General features: G+C 63.8%; 17 protein-coding genes. 13 read left to right on the top strand and 4 right to left on the bottom strand.

Going from position 1 to position 18,963, the window contains the following annotated elements; all coding sequences use genetic code 11:
* Positions 1 to 69 precede the first annotated feature (69 nt).
* The 3 genes from tesB to AC3WL2_RS11515 all read left to right on the top strand — a co-directional run bounded on the left by tesB (position 70) and on the right by AC3WL2_RS11515 (position 2,620).
* Positions 70 to 939 (top strand): acyl-CoA thioesterase II, encoded by an 870-nt coding sequence (tesB, locus tag AC3WL2_RS11525; protein ID WP_102684155.1) that lies wholly within the window; start codon positions 70 to 72, stop codon positions 937 to 939.
* Complete coding sequence (locus AC3WL2_RS11520; RefSeq protein ID WP_102684154.1) at positions 936 to 1,526, top strand: HAD family hydrolase; 591 nt, start codon at positions 936 to 938, stop codon at positions 1,524 to 1,526. The genes tesB and AC3WL2_RS11520 overlap by 4 nt, the downstream gene beginning before the upstream one ends.
* An 83-nt stretch (positions 1,527 to 1,609) precedes the next feature.
* Positions 1,610 to 2,620 (top strand): zinc-dependent alcohol dehydrogenase family protein, encoded by a 1,011-nt coding sequence (locus tag AC3WL2_RS11515; protein ID WP_102684153.1) that lies wholly within the window; start codon positions 1,610 to 1,612, stop codon positions 2,618 to 2,620.
* A gap of 52 nt (positions 2,621 to 2,672) precedes the next feature.
* Here the strand turns inward: AC3WL2_RS11515 and AC3WL2_RS11510 are convergent, their stop codons facing one another.
* The 4 genes from AC3WL2_RS11510 to AC3WL2_RS11495 all read right to left on the bottom strand — a co-directional run bounded on the left by AC3WL2_RS11510 (position 2,673) and on the right by AC3WL2_RS11495 (position 6,811).
* Positions 2,673 to 3,566 carry a GNAT family N-acetyltransferase gene (locus AC3WL2_RS11510; protein WP_102684152.1) on the bottom strand — a complete coding sequence of 298 codons (894 nt, stop codon included), beginning with the start codon at positions 3,564 to 3,566 and terminating at the stop codon, positions 2,673 to 2,675.
* Between the two features lie 139 nt (positions 3,567 to 3,705).
* Positions 3,706 to 4,473 carry an RHS repeat-associated core domain-containing protein gene (locus tag AC3WL2_RS11505; RefSeq protein ID WP_102684151.1) on the bottom strand — a complete coding sequence of 256 codons (768 nt, stop codon included), beginning with the start codon at positions 4,471 to 4,473 and terminating at the stop codon, positions 3,706 to 3,708.
* A gap of 100 nt (positions 4,474 to 4,573) precedes the next feature.
* On the bottom strand, positions 4,574 to 5,572 hold the full coding sequence (locus AC3WL2_RS11500; RefSeq protein WP_102684150.1) for an RHS repeat-associated core domain-containing protein: 999 nt from the start codon (positions 5,570 to 5,572) through the stop codon (positions 4,574 to 4,576).
* 126 nt (positions 5,573 to 5,698) lie between these two features.
* Positions 5,699 to 6,811, bottom strand: a complete 1,113-nt coding sequence (locus AC3WL2_RS11495) for a peptidase C39 family protein (protein ID WP_102684149.1) — start codon at positions 6,809 to 6,811, stop codon at positions 5,699 to 5,701.
* A 92-nt stretch (positions 6,812 to 6,903) separates the two neighbouring features.
* Here AC3WL2_RS11495 and AC3WL2_RS11490 point away from each other — a divergent pair, with 92 nt between their 5' ends.
* The 10 genes from AC3WL2_RS11490 (at position 6,904) to AC3WL2_RS11445 (ending at position 18,887) form a co-directional block, all read left to right on the top strand.
* Positions 6,904 to 8,490, top strand: a complete 1,587-nt coding sequence (locus AC3WL2_RS11490) for a RimK family ATP-grasp domain-containing protein (protein ID WP_250888383.1) — start codon at positions 6,904 to 6,906, stop codon at positions 8,488 to 8,490.
* Positions 8,491 to 8,502: 12 nt separating this feature from the next.
* Complete coding sequence (locus tag AC3WL2_RS11485; protein ID WP_102684147.1) at positions 8,503 to 9,519, top strand: magnesium transporter CorA family protein; 1,017 nt, start codon at positions 8,503 to 8,505, stop codon at positions 9,517 to 9,519.
* A 353-nt stretch (positions 9,520 to 9,872) separates the two neighbouring features.
* Positions 9,873 to 11,267 carry a GABA permease gene (gabP, locus tag AC3WL2_RS11480; protein ID WP_102684146.1) on the top strand — a complete coding sequence of 465 codons (1,395 nt, stop codon included), beginning with the start codon at positions 9,873 to 9,875 and terminating at the stop codon, positions 11,265 to 11,267.
* A 173-nt stretch (positions 11,268 to 11,440) separates the two neighbouring features.
* Positions 11,441 to 12,217: an efflux RND transporter periplasmic adaptor subunit gene (locus AC3WL2_RS11475; RefSeq protein WP_046857240.1), complete on the top strand. Its 777-nt coding sequence runs from the start codon at positions 11,441 to 11,443 to the stop codon at positions 12,215 to 12,217.
* Positions 12,214 to 13,533 carry an efflux RND transporter periplasmic adaptor subunit gene (locus tag AC3WL2_RS11470; RefSeq protein WP_102684145.1) on the top strand — a complete coding sequence of 440 codons (1,320 nt, stop codon included), beginning with the start codon at positions 12,214 to 12,216 and terminating at the stop codon, positions 13,531 to 13,533. Before AC3WL2_RS11475 ends, AC3WL2_RS11470 begins: the two co-directional genes overlap by 4 nt.
* Positions 13,530 to 15,626, top strand: coding sequence for an HlyD family efflux transporter periplasmic adaptor subunit (locus AC3WL2_RS11465; RefSeq protein ID WP_102684144.1), 2,097 nt, complete (start codon positions 13,530 to 13,532; stop codon positions 15,624 to 15,626). Before AC3WL2_RS11470 ends, AC3WL2_RS11465 begins: the two co-directional genes overlap by 4 nt.
* Positions 15,627 to 15,713: 87 nt before the next feature.
* Positions 15,714 to 16,514 carry an aspartyl/asparaginyl beta-hydroxylase domain-containing protein gene (locus AC3WL2_RS11460; RefSeq protein ID WP_102684143.1) on the top strand — a complete coding sequence of 267 codons (801 nt, stop codon included), beginning with the start codon at positions 15,714 to 15,716 and terminating at the stop codon, positions 16,512 to 16,514.
* Complete coding sequence (locus AC3WL2_RS11455; protein WP_102684142.1) at positions 16,502 to 17,485, top strand: sulfotransferase family protein; 984 nt, start codon at positions 16,502 to 16,504, stop codon at positions 17,483 to 17,485. The genes AC3WL2_RS11460 and AC3WL2_RS11455 overlap by 13 nt, the downstream gene beginning before the upstream one ends.
* 175 nt (positions 17,486 to 17,660) lie before the next feature.
* Entirely contained in the window at positions 17,661 to 18,221 is a 561-nt protein-coding gene (locus AC3WL2_RS11450; protein ID WP_102684141.1) for a GNAT family N-acetyltransferase, read from the top strand.
* A gap of 75 nt (positions 18,222 to 18,296) precedes the next feature.
* Positions 18,297 to 18,887, top strand: a complete 591-nt coding sequence (locus AC3WL2_RS11445; protein ID WP_102684140.1) for a phage tail protein — start codon at positions 18,297 to 18,299, stop codon at positions 18,885 to 18,887.
* The last annotated feature ends 76 nt before the right edge of the window (positions 18,888 to 18,963 follow it).

Here is an 18,963-nt window from a genome sequence, read left to right as displayed (position 1 = left end):
GACGAACGGCAAAACCCTGTATCATTCGCCGGCATAAACGCGCCGTATTGCCTTGCCAGGAGAACCCCCATGAGCCACGTACTCGACGATCTGGTCGACTTGCTGAGCCTCGAGTCCATCGAGGAGAACCTGTTCCGCGGACGCAGCCAGGACCTGGGCTTCCGCCAGCTGTACGGTGGCCAGGTGCTCGGTCAGTCGTTGTCGGCGGCCAGCCAGACGGTCGAGGATGCGCGCCATGTGCATTCGCTGCATGGCTACTTCCTGCGCCCGGGTGATGCCAGCATGCCGGTGGTCTACTCAGTGGATCGTGTCCGTGACGGCGGCAGTTTCAGCACCCGGCGGGTCACGGCGATCCAGAAGGGCCAGCCGATCTTCACCTGCAGCGCCTCGTTCCAGTACGACGAAGAAGGCTTCGAGCACCAGGCGCAGATGCCCGATGTGGTCGGCCCGGAGAACCTGCCTAGCGAGGTCGAGCTGGCCAGCGCCATGGCTGACAAGCTGCCCGAGCGCATCCGCGAGAAGGTGCTGTGCGCCAAGCCCATCGAGATCCGTCCGGTCACCGAGCGCGACCCGTTCAATCCCAAGCCTGGCGACCCGGTCAAGTACGCCTGGTTCCGTGCCGATGGCAACCTCCCGGATATTCCGGCGCTGCACAAGTACCTGCTGGCGTACGCCTCGGACTTCGGCCTGCTCACCACATCCTTGCTGCCCCATGGCAAGTCGGTGTGGCAGAAGGACATGCAGATCGCCAGCCTCGACCACTCGCTATGGTTCCACCGTGACCTGCGCGCCGATGACTGGCTGCTGTACGCCACCGACAGCCCCTGGGCCGGCAATGCCCGTGGCTTCTGCCGGGGCAGCATCTTCAACCGCGCCGGGCAACTGGTGGCCTCTTCGACCCAGGAAGGCCTGATCCGCCATCGCAAGGACTGGGCATGAGCCTGGGCGACATTCGCCATTGGGTGTTCGACATGGACGGCACCTTGACGGTTGCCGTGCATGACTTCGCGGCCATCCGCGAAGCGCTCGAAATCCCGTCCGAGCACGACATCCTCACCCACCTGGCAGCCTTGCCGGCAGCGGAGGCGGCAGCCAAGCATGCCTGGCTGCTGGAGCATGAGCGCGACCTGGCGATCGCCTCCAAGGCCGCCGACGGCGCCGTGGAACTGGTGCGCGAACTGGCCCGACGCGACTGCCGGCTGGCCATTCTCACGCGCAATGCCCGCGAGCTTGCCCACGTGACCCTCGAGGCCATCGGCCTGGCTGACTGCTTCCCGGTCGAACATATCCTCGGTCGCGACGAGGCGGCCCCCAAGCCCAGCCCGGACGGGTTGTTGCAGATCGCCCGGGCCTGGGGTGTGAGCCCCGGTGCAATGGTGATGGTCGGTGACTACCGCTTCGACCTCGACTGCGGCCGGGCCGCAGGCACCCGCACCGTGCTGGTCAACTTGCCGGACAATCCCTGGCCGCAGTTGGCCGACTGGCACGCGGCCGATTGCCGGGCGTTGAGGGCGCTGCTCGGCTGACGCCCCTGTCGCGGGCCTGCCCCGCGATCGTCCAGACCTGTCTAAGCTGCACTGCACCTTTTCCCATGATGGAGACCCATCCCATGAGCACCAAGGCCCTCTACGTCCTGCCCGGCGGCGGCTACGACAAGGTCCAGGTCGGCACCTGCGAAACCGCCGCGCCCAAGGCCGGTGAGATCACCGTGCGCCTGCATGCCAGCTCCCTCAACTACCACGACTTCGCCGTGGTCAGTGGCATGTGGGGGCCGAGCGAGCGGCGCATCCCGATGGCCGACGGCGCTGGCGAAGTGATCGCGGTGGGGGCCGGGGTCAGTGAGTTCCAGGTTGGCGATGCCGTGGTCAGTACGTTCTTCCCCGACTGGCTCGACGGCCAGGCCCAGGTCGAGGGCTTCGCCAGCGTGCCGGGGGATGGCATCGACGGCTACGCCCGCGAACAGGTGACCGCCCGGGCCACCTCCTTCACCCATGCGCCCAAAGGCTACAGCCATGCCGAGTCGGCGACGCTGACCACCGCCGGCCTCACCGCCTGGCGCGCGTTGATGAGCGACGACCACCTCAAGCCCGGTGACAGCGTGCTGGTGCAGGGCACCGGTGGCGTGTCGATCTTTGCCCTGCAGTTCGCCAAGCTGGCCGGCGCCACGGTGATCGCCACCTCGTCCAGCGATGCCAAGCTCGAGCGCCTCAAGGCACTGGGCGCGGATCACTTGATCAACTACAAGGCCACGCCTGCCTGGGGCGAAAAGGTCCGTGAACTCACCGGCGGCCGTGGCGTGGACCATGTGATCGAAGTCGGCGGCCCGGCCACCCTGGAGCAGTCGATGATCGCGGCGCGCATCGGTGGCCACGTGTCGTTGATCGGCATTCTCACCGGCGTGGCCGGGCAGTTGCCGTTGGTGCAGGCGCTGGTGCGTCAGATCCGCCTGCAGGGCGTGCTGGTGGGCAGCCGCGCCCAGCAGCAGGCGATGGTCCGCGCCATCGACGCCAACGGCCTGCGGCCGGTGGTGGACAAGCATTTCGAACTGGAGCAGATGGTCGAGGCGTTCAGGTATCAGGAGAGCAACCGGCATTTCGGCAAGATCTGCCTGACCTGGTGAAGGTCTGAGGGCCCTGTGAAGAGACGGTGCGCTGTTTGGCGTGGGACCCAGTTCAGGTATGGGACAGCAATGGAAACATCAGCGCCTGTCCATCGACACTGGTGGGGGCCGCGCCCCAGACGAACAGCGCATCATCGTTATCCACAACTCGCGTCGCGAAGCCATCGCTATGTAGCGGCGCAAATCCCAGCACTACCTCCCGGGTCGTAGCCGTGACCAGTTCAGCCACCATATCGGCGAGCACCAGTTCGCGTTCGCAGAACACGTCCACCAGCACCATCCGCTCGCCATCATGTTCGATCACCACATAGGCCTCGTGCTCTGCGGAATGGAACACCGCCTCCCGGTATGGCCCATCGCAATAGAACATCGTCAGCGGCACATTCGGTACCAGGCTCAATCGTGCCTGTGGACAACTCTTTTCCAGCGCATCGATGAAGCGTTGACGTTGTTCGCCATCATCCAGATTCACCGGGTGGAAGGTCGTGGCTCGTGGCTGCGCCGACCAGGGTTGGTAGTACTCGTGTTCGACCACTCGGCGAAAACCAAACTTGGGATAGAGATCGAGTACGGTGCTGTTGGCGAACAGGTACAGCAGGTCGCAGTGGCCTGCCCAGCGCTCGACCAGCACTTCCATCAGATAACGGCTGTAGCCACGGCCTCGTGCTTCGGGCGCAGTCATCACCGTGCCGATCTGAACGCAGCGCATATGTTGGCCACCGAGGGTGAAGTCGAGCAGGTTGGCCGAGGCGTTGGCCAGCATCTTTCCGTCGCGAACCAGTGAGCACGGCTGGTTGTCGGCTTGCCAGAAACCGGCCTGGTACCAGGCTTCGAAGTCGAAGCCATAGGTCTGGCGGGTGAGGGCGTTGAGTTCGGCGCGCAGATGCGGGTTGTCGTGGTAGTGCTCCATCCGCTCAAAGGAGGGATCATTGAGGAAGATTGCCATGGTGTCGAATTTTCAGCGAAAAGGAACTGTAGATTAGCAGTGGTGGGGATGTTGAACTGTAATAAGTTGTAGCCAGTGGGGCGGGTGATAAGTGACGTGTTGTGTTTTAAAGTAAAGTTGTGTCAGTTGTGTCAAATGCTTATTCGGTTCTTATATTTTCCTGGTAAGTGACTGGGGGTGTATAAAGTGGTGGTGTGGTTTTTCTGGAAATTTTGAACTGGACGGTCGCGCTTCGCTGTTTATCAACTGCTTTGCCAAGCCTTATTTTGTTTTTATTTGTTGGGTTGGCTTTATATTCGGACTCTGCTTCTTCAAGTTCGAATTTGGCCTTGGCGGTGTGTTGGTATTTTTTTTCTACGTCGGGCGCGTCTATAAGTCCATAGGCTGCAATGCTGGCTTTTTCAGAGAATTTTACTTCTTTTCTTGACGCCGCATGTCCAGGTGTTCTGTCCGCTCTGCTTGGCTCTGGTGTGTTGGGGGGAGTGGGCGGAGTGGGCTGTACAAATTCCACATGTTCCACATGGCCGTTTCCTACAAAGCTCATAATCTTTTCGATGAAACTGCGAGCCTGCCCTGACTTGTCCTGCCAGTTCATCGGGTCACCCTCACAGTAACCATACGCGTTGAGCCCCCCGGCTTCGAATGGGCTTAGTGCATCCGGGGATTGGAAGCGCATCAACATAGGGTTGTAGGCCCGTCGACCGTTGCCCAGCAGATAGCAGCCAATAGAAGGCTCTAGCGGCAGTGCATTGAAAGCCAGCATTACGGATAGCCCATGATCGGCGGGTAGGTAACCGAAGCAGGAATATGAAAATGGCTTTATCAGCAGATCCAGTACGGAACCACTGCGGTCAATGGTCAGCAGCTTGCTGCCGGAGAAACTAGTCGGGTGATTATGCTTTTTCATAAGGCTGAAAACTATAGTTGGGCTGACACTTGTATGGCTGCTATGTGGATTTGTTCAAGGGTCGGCACTGTGATTTATCATGCTCGAGTATTCGAGGTTGTCAAAGGTCGTCAAGGTTGATGGTCTCTGATGAGCGTACTTTATTTCCATTGATAAAGTTGAATATATTCTTAATGTTTCCCATGAATCCGGGCGTGGACAGAGTGGCCCTGGATGAATGAGCACTGTTGCTGGGTGTCGAGGAGGATGAAACATACAAGGCTCTGCCTCCTATCACATTAACTCTGGCTCTGGCTGGGGTTGAGGGCTTCGAAGAGAAAAGCGAGTCGACATGGTCAGTGCCCGTAGGTGACATTAACGGTGACGAGGAAATATGTTGATCTGCAAGGTTTTGAAATCGTGCATCTTTTGTGGATTTGTAGAATGCGGCAATTGAGGCGATGCCTGATACGTTCACAACCGTGGTACCTACATCTTCCAATATAGTGGCTACATTCTCGTCATATGTGTATCTCGCCACTTTTCCTGCGGCATAAATAGCTGCACCGACACCTCCAGCAGCCAAAATAGCTGCGTCGGTACTAGAAATACTCGCTGAGTTCATCTTACTGATAGCGAGGAATGAGAGTGCAGTGACGCCAGGCATGATGCCTGCCGTGGTATTCGTCGCTGTGCTGAAATTCTGATACGAGGACGTGCTTACCGTGGAATTCGCCAAGCTTTTGATTCGGCCACTTCGATCATGGAAGTTGATTGGATCCCCCTGGCAGTAGATATAACTGTTGACGCCCCCTCCGCTCCAAGGACTGTTGGTCAAATCAGGAGAGTGGAAGCGCATCAGCACAGGGCTATAGCACCTGTGGCCGTTGCCCAGCAGGTACCAGCCCAGTCCGGTCTCGCGCCGTTGTCCGGTGAGTCCTGTATCCGGAGCGCCAGTCGGTGCGCTGCGGTGACCGTAAGGTGCATGGCTGCAAGGCAAGCGCAGCGCTCCGCTTTGCGCAACTTGTGGCGTCTGCATCCAGTCGGACGCGAGCATCTTTGTGGTCTTCATGGTGACCTCTTGTCCAATTGCCAACATAAGTTCAGGAAGTTGATCCATCGAGCCAGGCACCTTCCCACTATTTTTACCGCCGCGTGAAATCAAGCTAGCACCAGGAAGATGCCCGGGTAACTGGCAAAAATGTCAGGTCCATCGGGTGCGCATGGCAAGTCACCCCGGCGTGCATCATCTCTGGCCCAATGCGCATTCGCGTTCGAACAGCACCACCGCCGCCCGCAACTTGCGTCCACCGAACAGGCTCATGCGCTGGAACTCCTGGTAGCTGACCGGCAGGTGCTGGCAGTCCAGGGCCTGCCGGTGACGAGCGTGGTCGGTGTCGGGGTCGTGCAGGTAGACGAAGTCGTCGTCGCAGGCGGTGACCAGCACCCAATGCGGCGCCTTGCTACCGGTCAGCCGGTAGTTGCTGATCAGCACCAGCGCCAGGCCGCCTTCGGCCAGTACCCGGGGCAGGTCGGGGGCCTGCCGGGCGACCTCCACGTCGCTGTCCTGCAATTCGGCGCAGAAGTCCTCATGAACCAGGCGCATGACCTCCTTCTTGCCGGGCTGGCGCACGCCATCGAGAAACAGCGGCCCTTCGGTATTGAGCAGCAGGCGCACGCGAAAGCCCCGACGCCATGCGGCCAGCGCCAGCCCGTGGGGGCTGCAGCCGCCGTGGCCGGAGGTCATGAACACGGTGGTTGCCTCGCGCCACAGGCGCAGTTCCTCGCGGCGGCTTGGCGGGCGCTGCGATCGCAGCGCGGCCATGGCCATCAGCAGGCAGGCCGGGCCGCAGGTGAAATCGGTGGTCTGGGCATAGTAGGGAACCGGTCGCGTCTCGCCCGCCGGGTGCTGGAGGATGCGCTTTTCGTAGCGCAGGGCGCTGGTGTGGTCCTCGTAGTAGTCGTCGACCTGGGCGAAGCGGCGGTAGCCATGGCGTTCGTACAGGGCAATGGCCTTGGGATTGTCGGTGCGTACCTCAAGACGCAGGTAGGCGCGTTCGTGCTCCAGGGCGCAATGTTCGGCCTGTTCCAGCAAGCGGGCGCCAAGGCCATGGCCACGCGCCTGTTCGGCAATGGCGATGGAATACAGCCGGGCCAGCGAGGTGCCACGGTGGAAGAGTAACAGTGCATAACCCATCAGTTGTCCGTCGCGTTGCGCCACCAGCAGGCTGGCGTTGGCGTGGGACAGCATCCAGCGAAAGCTGCGCGGGGTCAGTCGGTCGATGGCGAAGCACTGGTTCTCCAGCGCCAGCAGGGCCGGCAGGTCGTCAACAGTTGCCAGGCGAAATTCGATGTGCATAGGGCCGCCGTAAAAGTTGCGTAATGAAACGGGACATTCGAAAAACTTCGTGCTTAATAGAAACCGTGTCTACCCAACACAGGGCTTCAATCATGTCTTCGTTTCAGGAACCTTTACCTGGCTGGCCCGGGGAAAGTTCACACTCAAGTACAGCTGGTGTTATTTATCCACTGACGCTGGATAATAAGTCAAGTCAGCTGGTGATCATCGTTGAACGGCGTGAGGACTGGGCTTCGTACCTGCCCAGCGAGGACGTCTTGACGGCCCAGGAGTACCTGGAGGAGCCACGCGAGGCCGATAACGGCAAGCGTGTCCAGGTAATAAACCTATGTCGTAATTACAAGTATCTAGGTCACGGTTATTATTGTTCGTTGTTGGCCGAGGCGCGAGGGCATAAAGTCATTCCCTCGGTCAGAAGTATCAGTGAGTTGACCCGTAAGTCGTTATACGGATTGGCCCTCGACGACATGGCGCGCAGCCTCGAGAGTGCCTTGGCCAATCACCCCTATGGAGAAACCGAAGGGTTCACCCTGACCCTGTATTTCGGCCGTACCGATCTGGAACCGCTGCAGGACATCGCCCGCCAGCTGTTCGAAAGTTTCCCGTGCCCGATCCTGCTGGTGGAGTTCCGCAAGACCAGCACCTGGCATATCGCCGGGGTCAAGGCCGGTGCGCTGCACAAGTTGCGTGAAGACCAGCAGGACCCGTTCGCCAACGCCCTCGATGGCTTCAGCCGCAGGATCTGGCGCCAGCCACGCTCGCGCCGCGTGGCGCGATACGACCTGGCGATCCTCCACGACCCTGACGAAGCGCTGCCGCCTTCCAACCCCAAGGCACTGGAACACTTCATCCGCGCCGGGCGCCAGTTGGGGGTCGATGTCGAGCTGATCGGCAAAAAAGACTACGCCCGTCTGGCCGAATACGATGCCCTGCTGATCCGCGAGACCACCAGCGTCGACAACCACACCTACCGCTTCGCCAAGAAGGCCGAGAGCGAAGGGCTGGTGGTAATGGACGACCCGGCATCGATCCTGCGCTGCACCAACAAGGTGTACCTGACCGACCTGCTGCGCAGCCATCGCCTGGCCATGCCGGCCAGCGAGATCCTCTACCGCGACAACCCTCAGGCCCTGGAAGGCATCGGCGAGCGGTTGGGCTTTCCGCTGGTGCTGAAGATCCCCGACGGCTGTTTCTCCCGGGGCGTGATCAAGGTCAAGGACCCCGGCGAACTCCAGGCCGCCACCGCCGACCTGTTCGAGCATTCGGTACTGCTGCTTGCCCAGGAATACCTCTACACCGAGTACGACTGGCGTATCGGTGTGCTCAACCGCAAACCGATTTTTGCCTGCCAGTACTTCATGTCCAAGGGCCACTGGCAGATCTTCAACCATCAGGCCCAGCGCGACGAGGTCAACGGCGAGTGCCGCACCCTGGCCGTGCACGAGGCGCCGCGGGCGGTGGTGGAGCTGGCGGTCAAGGCCGCCAACCTGATCGGCGATGGCCTGTACGGCGTCGACCTCAAACAGGTCGGCGAGCGGGTGGTGGTAATAGAGGTCAACGACAACCCCAACCTCGACGCAGGCATCGAGGATGCCTACCTGCATGACGACCTTTACACCCTGGTGCTGGAGGAATTCATCCGTCGCCTGGAGCAGAAGCGCCGGGGGCAAGCCTGGTAACGAGGTGCTGGCATGATCGAAAGCTATAGCCTGGCCCATGGCCAGTTGCGCAAGCGCGAAGGACTCGATTGCGAGGTGCTGCTGTTCGTAGAGCCGGACAGTGCTGAGCGTGAGCTGTTGCAGGCTTGGTTCCACCTGGATGCCCATGCCCTGGCTTCGGCACTCGACCCGGACGAGGTGTCACGCATAGAACTGCACCGCGATGGCCTGTTCCTGATCTGGAAACGCCCGGAGAGCTACACCGGGGGCAACAGTTTCGCCTTCCAGGTGTCTTCGTTCGGCATGTTGATGGTCGACGGCCACCTGGTGCTGATCGCCCCGGACGCCTCCCTGCTCGACGGCCTCGGGCAGCGCCATGCGCTGCATGATCCGATGGATGTGCTGCTGGCCATCCTGCTGGACAACCTGCATCACTACCTGGGGCACCTGAAGGTGATCAAGATGGTCGCCCGCGAACTGCAGCAGCGCTTCGAGCAGTCGCTGGAGAACCATCACCTGATGCAGATGTTCAACCTCAGCGAGAGCTTGATCCACTACATCAACGCCATCCACAGCAATGGCGCGGTGCTCTCGCGCTTGCGCGCCCATGGCGAGAAGCGCCATTTCAACCCCGAGGTGCTGGCGCTGATCGACGACCTGGTCATCGAGAACAACCAGTGCCACAAGCAGGCCGAAATCTACTCGACGGTGTTCGCCGGCCTGATGGACGCCCGCGGCAACCTGGCCAACAACGCGATGAACGAGACCCTGCGCAAGCTCACCCTGATCAACGTGGTGTTCCTGCCGCTGAACCTGATCGCCAGCATTGGCGGGATGTCCGAGTTCAGCATGATGACGGCAGGCGTGCCCTGGTGGCTGGCCTATGCCGTGCTGGTGCTGACGATGATGCTGCTGGGCGTGCTCATGGTGCTGGCGCTCAAGCGCCTGGCCAGGGGGCGTCGGCCCGTGGTGCCCCTTGCGCAAACCGAGCGCCCCGTTGCACGGCCGACCCCCTCATTCCCTGGTATCGCCAATTGGAGAGCGCCATGAGCAATCTGCAGATCGGCCTGATGATCGTCACGGTGATCGTGGTGTTCGCGGTGGTGAACTTCTACTGGGACTACCTGCGTGACCGCGACTGACGCAAACAGGCATGTCCGGGGGCTTGACTGACGTGCACGGGCACGCGGTGTCGTGATCGAACAGTTGTCTGACGTTTTCGAGCATTTTGCTCGCGCCGCGCCCAGCTTAAAGTGAAGCCCGCATCCCCATGGTGCGTTGCCCCGGGCGCATGAGAAGGCCGTAACAGAGCGTGCGCAACGTACTCCGCCCTTAGCCGAGGAGACCGTTTCGCCTACGCCTGCCCGTCCCTTCCTTGTGTCAGTAAAAAGAGAACAAGACCAATGAACACCGTGGGAACTGATGGCAACCTTGCTCAAGGTTTCAAGCCACGTCACGTAACGATGCTGTCCATCGCCGGCATCATCGGCGCGGGACTTTTCGTCGGCTCCGGGCATGCTATCGCGGCTGCCGGGCCCGCCACCATTCTTTCCTATTTTGTGGCCGGCACCCTGGTGGTGCTGGTCATGCGCATGCTCGGTGAAATGGCAGTGGCCCATCCTGATACCGGCTCGTTCTCCACCTATGCCGACCAGGCCATCGGGCGCTGGGCCGGCTATACCATCGGCTGGCTGTACTGGTGGTTCTGGGTGCTGGTGATCCCCATCGAGGCGCTGGCTGCGGGGCATGTGCTCAACGCCTGGTTCCCCCAGGTGGACAGCTGGATCTTCGCCCTGGCCTCGGTGCTGCTGCTGGCCTGCACCAACCTGTTCAGCGTGGCCAAGTACGGCGAGTTCGAATTCTGGTTCGCCATTCTCAAGGTCACCGCGATCCTCGGCTTCATCGGCCTGGGTTTTGCCGCACTGGCAGGCTGGTTGCCGGAGCGCGAGGTCAGCGGGTTGAGCACGCTGGTCGACGAGCATGGCGGCTTCGCGCCCAAGGGCTGGTCGGCGGTGGTCGGTGCCTTCATCACCGTGATGTTCAGTTTCATCGGCACCGAGGCGGTGACCATCGCCGCTTCCGAGTCCAGCGATCCGGCGCGCAACATCGCCAAGGCCACCCGTTCGGTGATCTGGCGCATCAGTACGTTCTATATCCTGTCGATCTTCGTGATCATCTCGGTAGTGCCGTGGAATGACCCGCAGTTGGCTGTGGTGGGCTCCTACCAGCGCGCGCTGGAGATCATGAACATCCCCAACGCCGCGCTGATGGTCGACTTCGTGGTGCTGATCGCGGTGACCAGTTGCATGAACTCGTCGATCTACATCGCCTCGCGGATGATGTACTCGCTGGCCAAGCGCGGCGATGCGCCAGCGCTGCTGAAGAACACTTCACGGGTTGGCGTGCCGCGTGCGGCGGTGTTCGGCAGCACCCTGATCGGCGCGGCCATCGCCATTCTCAACTACTTCGCGCCCAAGGGCGTGTTCGAGTTCCTGCTGGCCAGCTCCGGCGCCATTGCCTTGCTGGTGTACCTGGTGATCGCCATTTCGCAGTTGCGCATGCGTGCACGGCTGGAGCGCGAAAGCGCCAACCTCAAGTTCCGCATGTGGCTGTTCCCCTGGCTGACCTGGGCGGTGATCCTGTTCATCGGCGGCGCACTGGCCGTGATGATGTTCACCGAGGAACACCGCGCCGAGGTCACCGCCACCTTGAGCCTGGCGATCGTGATCTCGTTCCTCGGCATCATCACCACCCGGGGGCATGCGCGGGGCGCCGCAGCAGCAGGCTCTGCGGGTTGAGGTGAAACCGGGCTTGCCCGCAACGTGGCAAGCCCGAGCCTACGCGTTGCCATGACGTTTCCCGGAGGATTTGCGGGTTTTGGCAAAGCCCCGAATCTTCATCGGCGTGATATATCCGTGCCATCATTTTTTGTCTTACACTCCGGCCATCAGCTCGCAAGGGAGTGCGCAACATGCTTCGCGGTTTCCGTCTGGCTTTGACCCTGGGTCTGTTGCACCTGCCGCTGGCGCAGGCCGGCGACCCACCCGCCGACCCCTTGCTCGATACCCCCGCTGCGTCCAGCGCCGGGCAGAATCCCCGTGGTGTGCTGCGTGCCCGTGACCAGGCCGTGCTGTCCAGTGAGCTGGCCGGGCGCATCGTCGAGATGCCCTATGCCGATGGCCAGGACTTCAAGCAGGGCAGCACCCTGGCGCGCTTCGATTGCAGCGCCTACCAGGCCCAGCTCAACGCCGCCCAGGCCGCCGTGCGCGCTGCCCGCGAGGAACTCAACCACAACCGCCAACTGGCCGCGCTGAAGTCGGTCGGCCAGTTCGAGGTGTCGTTGGCCGAGGCCAAGCAGGCCCAGGCCCAGGCCGAGGCCCAGGTGTACCAGGTGCAGGTCCGGCGCTGCGTGGTCAGCGCGCCGTTCGATGGCCGGGTGGTTCAGCGCCGGGCCCAGCCCCATGAAAGCGTCGCCAGTGGGTCACCGCTGCTTGAGGTGGTGGACAACCGCTCGCTGGAGATCCACCTGCTGGTGCCCTCGCGTTGGCTGGGGCAGCTCAAGCAAGGCCAGCCGTTCGAGTTCGTTCCCGATGAAACCGGCAAGCCGCTGCAGGCACAGGTCAAGCGCGTCGGCGCACGGATCGACGAGGGCAGCCAGACGTTGCTGCTGATCGGCGAACTGCCCCGTGACAGCCAGGGGCTGCTGGCCGGCATGAGCGGCACCGCCCACTTCGCCGCACAACCATGACGGCCGCCGCCACGGGGGTGGCTGAGCGTGCCTTCGCGCTGTTTCTCGGCCTGCAGCGTCAGGCCCGCCAGGCGGCTGGTCCCGAGCAGCTCGCCTACAACATGGTCAACGATGGCCAGACACTGTTTGGTTTTCGCCATGCCGCCCTGCTGATCGCCGGCAAGGTTCGAGCACTGACCGGCATCAGTGTGGTCGAGGCCCATGCGCCGTTCGTGGCGTTTGTCGAACGCGCCGCTCACACGCTCCAGGCCGCCGGTGTGGCGGCCCGGACGGGGGCCGTGGATCCGGCGACGCTGGATACCCAGGCCCAGGCAGACTGGCAGTTGTTGTCGGCCGCTCACGCATTTTGGTTGCCCTTGCTCGATCGCCAGGGCGAAGCGTTCGGCGGGCTGTGGCTGGCCCGCGACCAGGCGTTCAACCCCGCCGAGCAAGCCCTGCTCAATCAGTTGGGGGAGACCTACGCGCATGCCTGGCTGGCTTTGGGCCCGGCCAAACCCTGGCGATTGCGTTGGCCACGGCGGCGCCTGCTGGCGGCCTTGGGGTTGTCGTTGCTGGTGCTGTTGGTGCCGGTGCGCCAGTCGGTGCTGGCCCCGGCCGAGGTCGTGCCGCGGGCAGGGCGGGTGGTTGCCGCGCCGCTGGACGGGGTGATCGCCGAGTTCCTGGTCAAGCCCAACCAGACGGTCGCCGTCGGTGACCTGCTGGTGCGCTTCGACGCCACCACCCTCAAGGCCCAGGTCGATGTCGCCGAGCGCGCCCTCGGGGTCGCCGAGGCTGAGCTCAAGGCCAGCACCCAGCGCGCCTTCAGCGATGCCGAATCCAATGCCCGCCTCGACCTGCTGGCCGCCCGCGTGGAACAGAAACGCGCCGAACTCGACTACGCCCGCCAGCTCCTCGGCCGCAGCGAAATTCGCGCCGAGCGTGCGGGAATCGCGGTGTTCGCCGACGCCGAGCGCTGGACCGGCAAGCCCGTGCAGACCGGCGAGCGCCTGATGCAACTGGCCGATCCGCAGCAGGCCGAACTGCGCCTGGAGCTGCCGGTGGGCGATGCCATCGCCTTGCAACCCGGCGCCGAAGTGGCGTTGTTCCTCGACAGCGACCCGCTGCATCGCCATGGCGCCCGCTTGGAGCGCGCGGCCTACGAGGCCCAGGCCACCGCAGCCGGGCAACTGGCCTACCGGCTGGACGCCGGTTTCGACGAGGCACCGCCGCGCATCGGCTTGCGTGGTACCGCCAAGGTGTATGGGGAGCGCGCACCGCTGGTCTATTACCTGCTGCGTCGCCCGCTGGCTGCGTTGCGTCAGGGGCTGGGGCTGTGACCCTGCCGGCGTTGCGCGTCGACCTGCAGCTGTCGCCAGCGGCGGCCGGGCATGACGGCGCGCCGCAGTGGACCCTGGCCGACCCGCTGCGCGGGCGTTACTTCAAGCTGGGCGGTGGCGCCGTGCGGCTGTTGCAGCACTGGCGCCTGGGCGACCCGCAGCGTGTGCTGGCTGCCGCCAATGCCGAGCCTGGCCTGGCAGTCGACGAGCAGGCATTGGAAGAACTGTTGCTGTTTCTCGGCCAGCACGACCTGATCGGCGCCGAAGATGCCCGCCAGCGCGAAAGCTATGCGACCAAGGCCGCCGCCACCCGGCAGAGCCTGTGGACCCGTGTGCTGCACCAGTACCTGTTCTTCAGGATTCCGCTGTGGCGCCCGGATGCCTTCCTCAACCGCGCATGGCCGATGCTCGAACGCCATGGAGGCTGGATCTTGCGCTACGCCCTGCCGTTGGTGCTGGCGTTGGGCATGTTCCTGGTGATCCGCGACTGGTCGCGCTTCATTGCCACGTTCCCGCACCTGTTCAGCCTCGGCGGCATCCTCGCCTTTGGCGCGGCGCTAGGGTTCGCCAAGCTCTGCCATGAGTTCGGCCACGCCTTCATGGCCAAGCGCGCCGGGTGCCGGGTGCAGAGCATGGGCCTGGCGTTCATGGTGCTGTTGCCGATGTTCTACACCGATGTCAGCGATGCCTGGCGCGTCAGCGACCGCCGTGCGCGGTTGCTGATCGATGCCGGTGGGGTGTTCGCCGAGCTGCTGCTGGCGGTGCTGGCGCTGCTGGCCTGGTCGCTGCTGCCTGACGGCCCGGCACGCACGGCAGCGTTCATGCTGGCCAGCGCCACCTGGATCACCACCTTACTGGTCAATCTCAACCCCTTCATGCGTTTTGATGGCTACTTCCTGATCAGTGACTTGTGGCGGGTCGAGAACCTGCAGAACCGCGCCTTTGCCCTGTGTCGCTGGCGATTGCGCGAGGCGCTGTTCGGCTATGGCGAGCCAGCCCCGGAAGCCTGGTCGCCGACCATGCGCCGCCGTTTGCTGGTGTGGGGCTATGGCGCCTGGCTGTGGCGCGCGGTGCTGTTCTTCGGTATCGCCCTGGCGGTGTATCACCTGTTCTTCAAGGTGCTGGGCATCTTCCTGATGCTGGTGGAGCTGGCCTGGTTCATCGGTATGCCGGTGTACAAGGAGTTGCGGCAATGGTGGCTGCACCGTGGCCAGGCGGCGCCGGGCAAGACGCTGCGGGTGGCGGCCGGGCTGGGTTTGCTGCTGGCCGTGCTGGTGCTGCCCTGGCGTGGCGCGGTGGACGTGCCGGCGATGCTCGAGGCGTCCCGCGTCAGCGCCCTGCATGCGCCGGTGGCGGCACGGGTGAAAAGCTTGCCGGTGGGCGAAGGGCAGGCGGTTCGCCAGGGCGAGCTGCTGGTGGAGCTGGAATCGCCCGACCTGACGTCGCGCCAGTCCATCGTGCGCCGCGAGATCGACATCCTGCAGCTGCTGTTGCGCCGCCAGGCCGGGCGCAGCGAGACGGCGGCGGACGCTGGGGTGCTAGAGCAGCAACTGGCCGAAGCCGTGGCCGAGTACCGCGGCCTGGCCGCCCAGCGCGAGCGCCTGCAGCTGCGCGCGCCCCGCGACGGTGTGCTGCGTGACCTGCCGGCCGGCCTGGCAGCGGGGCAATGGGTAAGCCCGGCACTAACCTTGGGCCGGGTAGTCGAGCCGGGGCTGCGTTTGCGCGGTTACCTGGCCGAAGCCGATCTGTGGCGGGTGGCGGCCGGCAGCGAAGGGCGCTTCATCGCCGATGACCCGGCGCGCCCGGCATTGCCGGTGCGCGTGGAGCAGGTGGATGCCACCGGCGTTGCCGTGCTGGAGCTCGAAGCGCTGGCCTCCGACCGCCATGGCCCGGTAGCCGTGCGGCGTGATGGCCAGCAGCGTGCGGAGCCGGTGCAGGCCCAGTATGGCGTGCGCCTGAGCCCGTTGGGCGAAGTGCCCGATGTGGCCCAGCCGTTGCGTGGGGTGGTGGTACTGGAGGGCGCGCGCGAGTCGTTGCTGGGGGCCGCCTGGCGACGATTGGCGGCGTTGGGGGTTCGTGAGAGTGGGTTTTAGGCGGCCTTTCCCCTCCAGGGACCCGTCGCCTTTAGGCTGTCCATGCCAGGAACACCGTTCAAGACAATGCCAACGCAAGGAGCCCGCATGACCGAGACCGCTCTGCCACTGTGTTCCCGCCTTACCTTGCCCACCAACCTGCCCGCGTTGCTGCAGGCCCTGACCCGGCTGGACACTCACGCCTGGCAGGCGCACTTCAACCGGGGCTACCACGAGGGTGACTGGAGCGGTGTGGCGCTGGTCGCCGCCGAGGACGCGCCGTTGCCTCTGGCCCCAGGCACAGGCGCGCCGAATAGCCTGGCCTGGTGGCAGGGCGAGCCGGCCTGGCAGCAAGCACTCGCACCCTTCCAGGCATCGCTGCGCGCCGCCCGCCTGCTTCGCCTGGGCGCGGGGGCGCGCATACACGAGCACCGTGACCCCGACCTCGGGCGCCCAGGCGGCTGCCTGCGCTTGCACATACCGCTGCTGAGCCCTCCGGGCGTGGAGTTTCTTGTGGATGGCCTGCAAGTGCCGATGCGCCCGGGCGAGTGCTGGTTCATCGACTTGTCGCGCCCCCACCGGGTCAACAACCCCGGGCCCGGTGAGCGCATCCACCTGGTACTCGACTGCGCGGCCGACCCTTGGCTACTGGCGCTGATCGACGGAGGCCTGGCGCAGACGCCGGCACTGCAGCCCGGGAGGGCTGGGCAGGCATTCGAACGGTTTCGCCAGCAGGTGAGTGAGGCGCCGGCATTGGCCGCGCAACTACAGGCGTTGGAGGATCCCCGGGCCTTCGTGGCCGAGGCGGTGCGCCTTGGTGCCGAGCTAGGGCTGGCGTTTTCCGAGGCAGAGGTCCTGGGCGCCATGCGCCGGGGCAAGCAGGCATGGAGCGATCAATGGCGAGTGTGAATACCCCGATGGATTTTCACGGCTGGCTGCCCATCCGCCTCTGGCAAGGCGACGCCGGATGGCGGGTGGACTGGTGCTGGTTCGGCGAGAGGCGCCTGGCCCGGCCGTTTTTCCGCGACGACGTCGACCAGGCACTGCGCTTGCCCTTCAACCAGGCCATGCGCCGCGACACCGATGTCCAGGCTTTGCTCGACTGGCAACTGCACAGCCCGGGCCTGGCGCCCTCGGTGCTGGTGTTCCATGCCTCGCGCTGTGGCTCGACGCTGATCGCCCAATTGCTCGCCAGTCAGGCCCGCAACATCGTGCTGTCCGAGCCGCCGCCGTTGGACAACCTGTTGCGTGCCGCGCGCCAGGACCCGTCCGCCGTCGCCTGGCAGGCCGATGCATTGCGGGCGCTGTGCTCGGCCTACGGTCAGCGTCGTCGGGGCGACGAGCGCCACCTGTTGATCAAGCTCGACGCCTGGAGCATCTTCGACGCGCCACTGCTGACGGCGCTGTATCCCCAGGTGCCACGGGTATTCCTCTACCGTGACCCGCTGGAAATCGTGGTTTCCCAATTGCGCCAGCCGGGCATGCACCGGGTACCGGGCCTGCTTGGTGCCTCTGGGCTCGACAGTGTGCTGGCCGAGGCCCAGGGCATGGGCGCGGTGCAATACACCTGCCGGATGATTGGCGAAATCCTTGCGGCTGGCCTAGCGTTGTGCGAACGCGAAGGTGCCATAGCGGTGAACTACAGCGAGTTGCCCGATGCTGTCTGGGGGCGCCTGGGGCCACTGTTCGGCATCCTGCCAGGCGAAGTAGCGGATTTGCAGGCGGTCGCGGCCTTCGACGCCAAGCAGCCGGCCCTGAACTTCAGCGCCGATGGCCAGCGCAAGCGTGACGAAGCCAGCGACGAGGTGCGCGCGGCGATCGCCCGTTGGGCCCTGCAGCCTTACAACGCTTTGGAATCCATACGGTTGCGAAATGCCTAGAAACCGGCGTCAAAATACCTCGAACGGGTGTTTGAGAAAATAGTTGCAAAGACCACGCTACAGTAGTGGCTATATGCCTTGTTGTTCGGCTACGCTGCGGGTGATCGTGTAGGACAATTCACTTGGATGTGCGCCCCTCACCATGGGGTAACCTTACGCAGGGAAGCCAGACCCGATGTCCATCCCCGAGGTGAACCTCCGTCCCATGGTGGACGCCGACCGGGCGTTCCTGCGCGAGCTCTATGGCACCACGCGTGCCGCCGAAATGGCCCTGCTGCCGTGGCCGCAGGCCGCTATCGATGCCTTCCTCGACCAGCAGTTCCAGGCCCAGCACGACTACTACCAGGCCCAGTTCGCCGACGCCGGCTTCTTTGTCATCGAAACGGCGGGCGAGCGCATCGGCCGTGCCTGCCTGCAGTGGACCGACAGCCACGTGCAATTCATCGACATGGCCCTGCTGCCCGCCTGGCGCGGCCGTGGCATCGGCAGCCGGCTGCTCGGCCAGTGGCTGGCACGTGCCGATGAACGGGGGCTCAGCGCCGGCCTGCATGTGACCGCCCACAACCCGGCCTTGCGGCTCTATCAGCGCTGTGGGTTCCGGGTGGTCGGCGAGAACGGCTTGTCGCTGAAAATGAGCCGGCCAGCGTCCATTGCCGCGATTGATGCGACCGGTGAGCCCCGATATCCAAGGGGGCCGGAGCTCCAGACGATTTTCCACGCCGATCGGCAGCTCTGAGCGTGCCTGTCACGAACGTGATTACCTGCGGGCCTTGAGGCCCGTCCTTGCCGCGTTGTCAAAGGAGTGCAGTAAATGAGTGAGCCATTCATCGGTCAGATCACATTGTTCGCGGGAAACTTCGCGCCACGGGGTTGGATGTTTTGCCAAGGGCAGCTGCTAAGCATCGCCCAGAACACCGCGTTGTTCTCGATTCTGGGTACGACCTACGGTGGCAATGGCCAGACTACATTCGCCCTGCCTGACCTGCGTGGTCGCGCACCTGTCCAGCAGGGGCAGGGGCCAGGCTTGCCGAGTGTCGTGCTGGGCGAGGCAGCCGGCACGCCGACTACCACGCTGACATCGCTGAACATGGCGTCGCAGGCCGTGAACATCCCCGCGCAGACCGTATCGGTCGCCATCCCTGCCGCAGAAGGTGACGCCGACCTGCCTGCACCCTCGACCACTGGCGTGCTGGCCAAACCGAAGGATTCGTCCGGTTCGGGGGTGTCGATCGACATATACGCCTCTACCGCCAGCAATACCACGCTCAAACCCTTCAACCTCACCATCCCTGCCACGACAGGGGTGACCGCGGCAGGCAATCAGCCGTTCTCGAACCAGAGCCCTTACCTGGGCATCAACTTCATCATCGCGACCGAAGGGATCTTCCCCTCACGCAACTGAAGCCGGTTGGCTAGGCAGGCAGGGCTGCGGGGCGCGCATTGGCGCCCCGTCGTCCGTTCAGGATTACCAGACAAGG

It is taken from the genome of Pseudomonas sp. FW305-96, from assembly GCF_058783825.1.
Note: the sequence above shows the minus strand (reverse complement) of the source record. Positions and strands in the feature narration are given on the sequence as shown.

Excerpts from the sequence above, each read along its gene's own strand:
- tesB (WP_102684155.1), top strand. The coding sequence starts at position 70 with ATGAGCCACGTACTCGACGATCTGGTCGACTTGCTGAGCCTCGAGTCC.
- AC3WL2_RS11520 (WP_102684154.1), top strand. The coding sequence starts at position 936 with ATGAGCCTGGGCGACATTCGCCATTGGGTGTTCGACATGGACGGCACC.
- AC3WL2_RS11515 (WP_102684153.1), top strand. The coding sequence starts at position 1,610 with ATGAGCACCAAGGCCCTCTACGTCCTGCCCGGCGGCGGCTACGACAAG.
- AC3WL2_RS11510 (WP_102684152.1), bottom strand. The coding sequence starts at position 3,566 with ATGGCAATCTTCCTCAATGATCCCTCCTTTGAGCGGATGGAGCACTAC.
- AC3WL2_RS11505 (WP_102684151.1), bottom strand. The coding sequence starts at position 4,473 with ATGAAAAAGCATAATCACCCGACTAGTTTCTCCGGCAGCAAGCTGCTG.
- AC3WL2_RS11500 (WP_102684150.1), bottom strand. The coding sequence starts at position 5,572 with ATGGATCAACTTCCTGAACTTATGTTGGCAATTGGACAAGAGGTCACC.
- AC3WL2_RS11495 (WP_102684149.1), bottom strand. The coding sequence starts at position 6,811 with ATGCACATCGAATTTCGCCTGGCAACTGTTGACGACCTGCCGGCCCTG.
- AC3WL2_RS11490 (WP_250888383.1), top strand. The coding sequence starts at position 6,904 with ATGTCTTCGTTTCAGGAACCTTTACCTGGCTGGCCCGGGGAAAGTTCA.
- AC3WL2_RS11485 (WP_102684147.1), top strand. The coding sequence starts at position 8,503 with ATGATCGAAAGCTATAGCCTGGCCCATGGCCAGTTGCGCAAGCGCGAA.
- gabP (WP_102684146.1), top strand. The coding sequence starts at position 9,873 with ATGAACACCGTGGGAACTGATGGCAACCTTGCTCAAGGTTTCAAGCCA.
- AC3WL2_RS11475 (WP_046857240.1), top strand. The coding sequence starts at position 11,441 with ATGCTTCGCGGTTTCCGTCTGGCTTTGACCCTGGGTCTGTTGCACCTG.
- AC3WL2_RS11470 (WP_102684145.1), top strand. The coding sequence starts at position 12,214 with ATGACGGCCGCCGCCACGGGGGTGGCTGAGCGTGCCTTCGCGCTGTTT.
- AC3WL2_RS11460 (WP_102684143.1), top strand. The coding sequence starts at position 15,714 with ATGACCGAGACCGCTCTGCCACTGTGTTCCCGCCTTACCTTGCCCACC.
- AC3WL2_RS11455 (WP_102684142.1), top strand. The coding sequence starts at position 16,502 with ATGGCGAGTGTGAATACCCCGATGGATTTTCACGGCTGGCTGCCCATC.
- AC3WL2_RS11450 (WP_102684141.1), top strand. The coding sequence starts at position 17,661 with ATGTCCATCCCCGAGGTGAACCTCCGTCCCATGGTGGACGCCGACCGG.
- AC3WL2_RS11445 (WP_102684140.1), top strand. The coding sequence starts at position 18,297 with ATGAGTGAGCCATTCATCGGTCAGATCACATTGTTCGCGGGAAACTTC.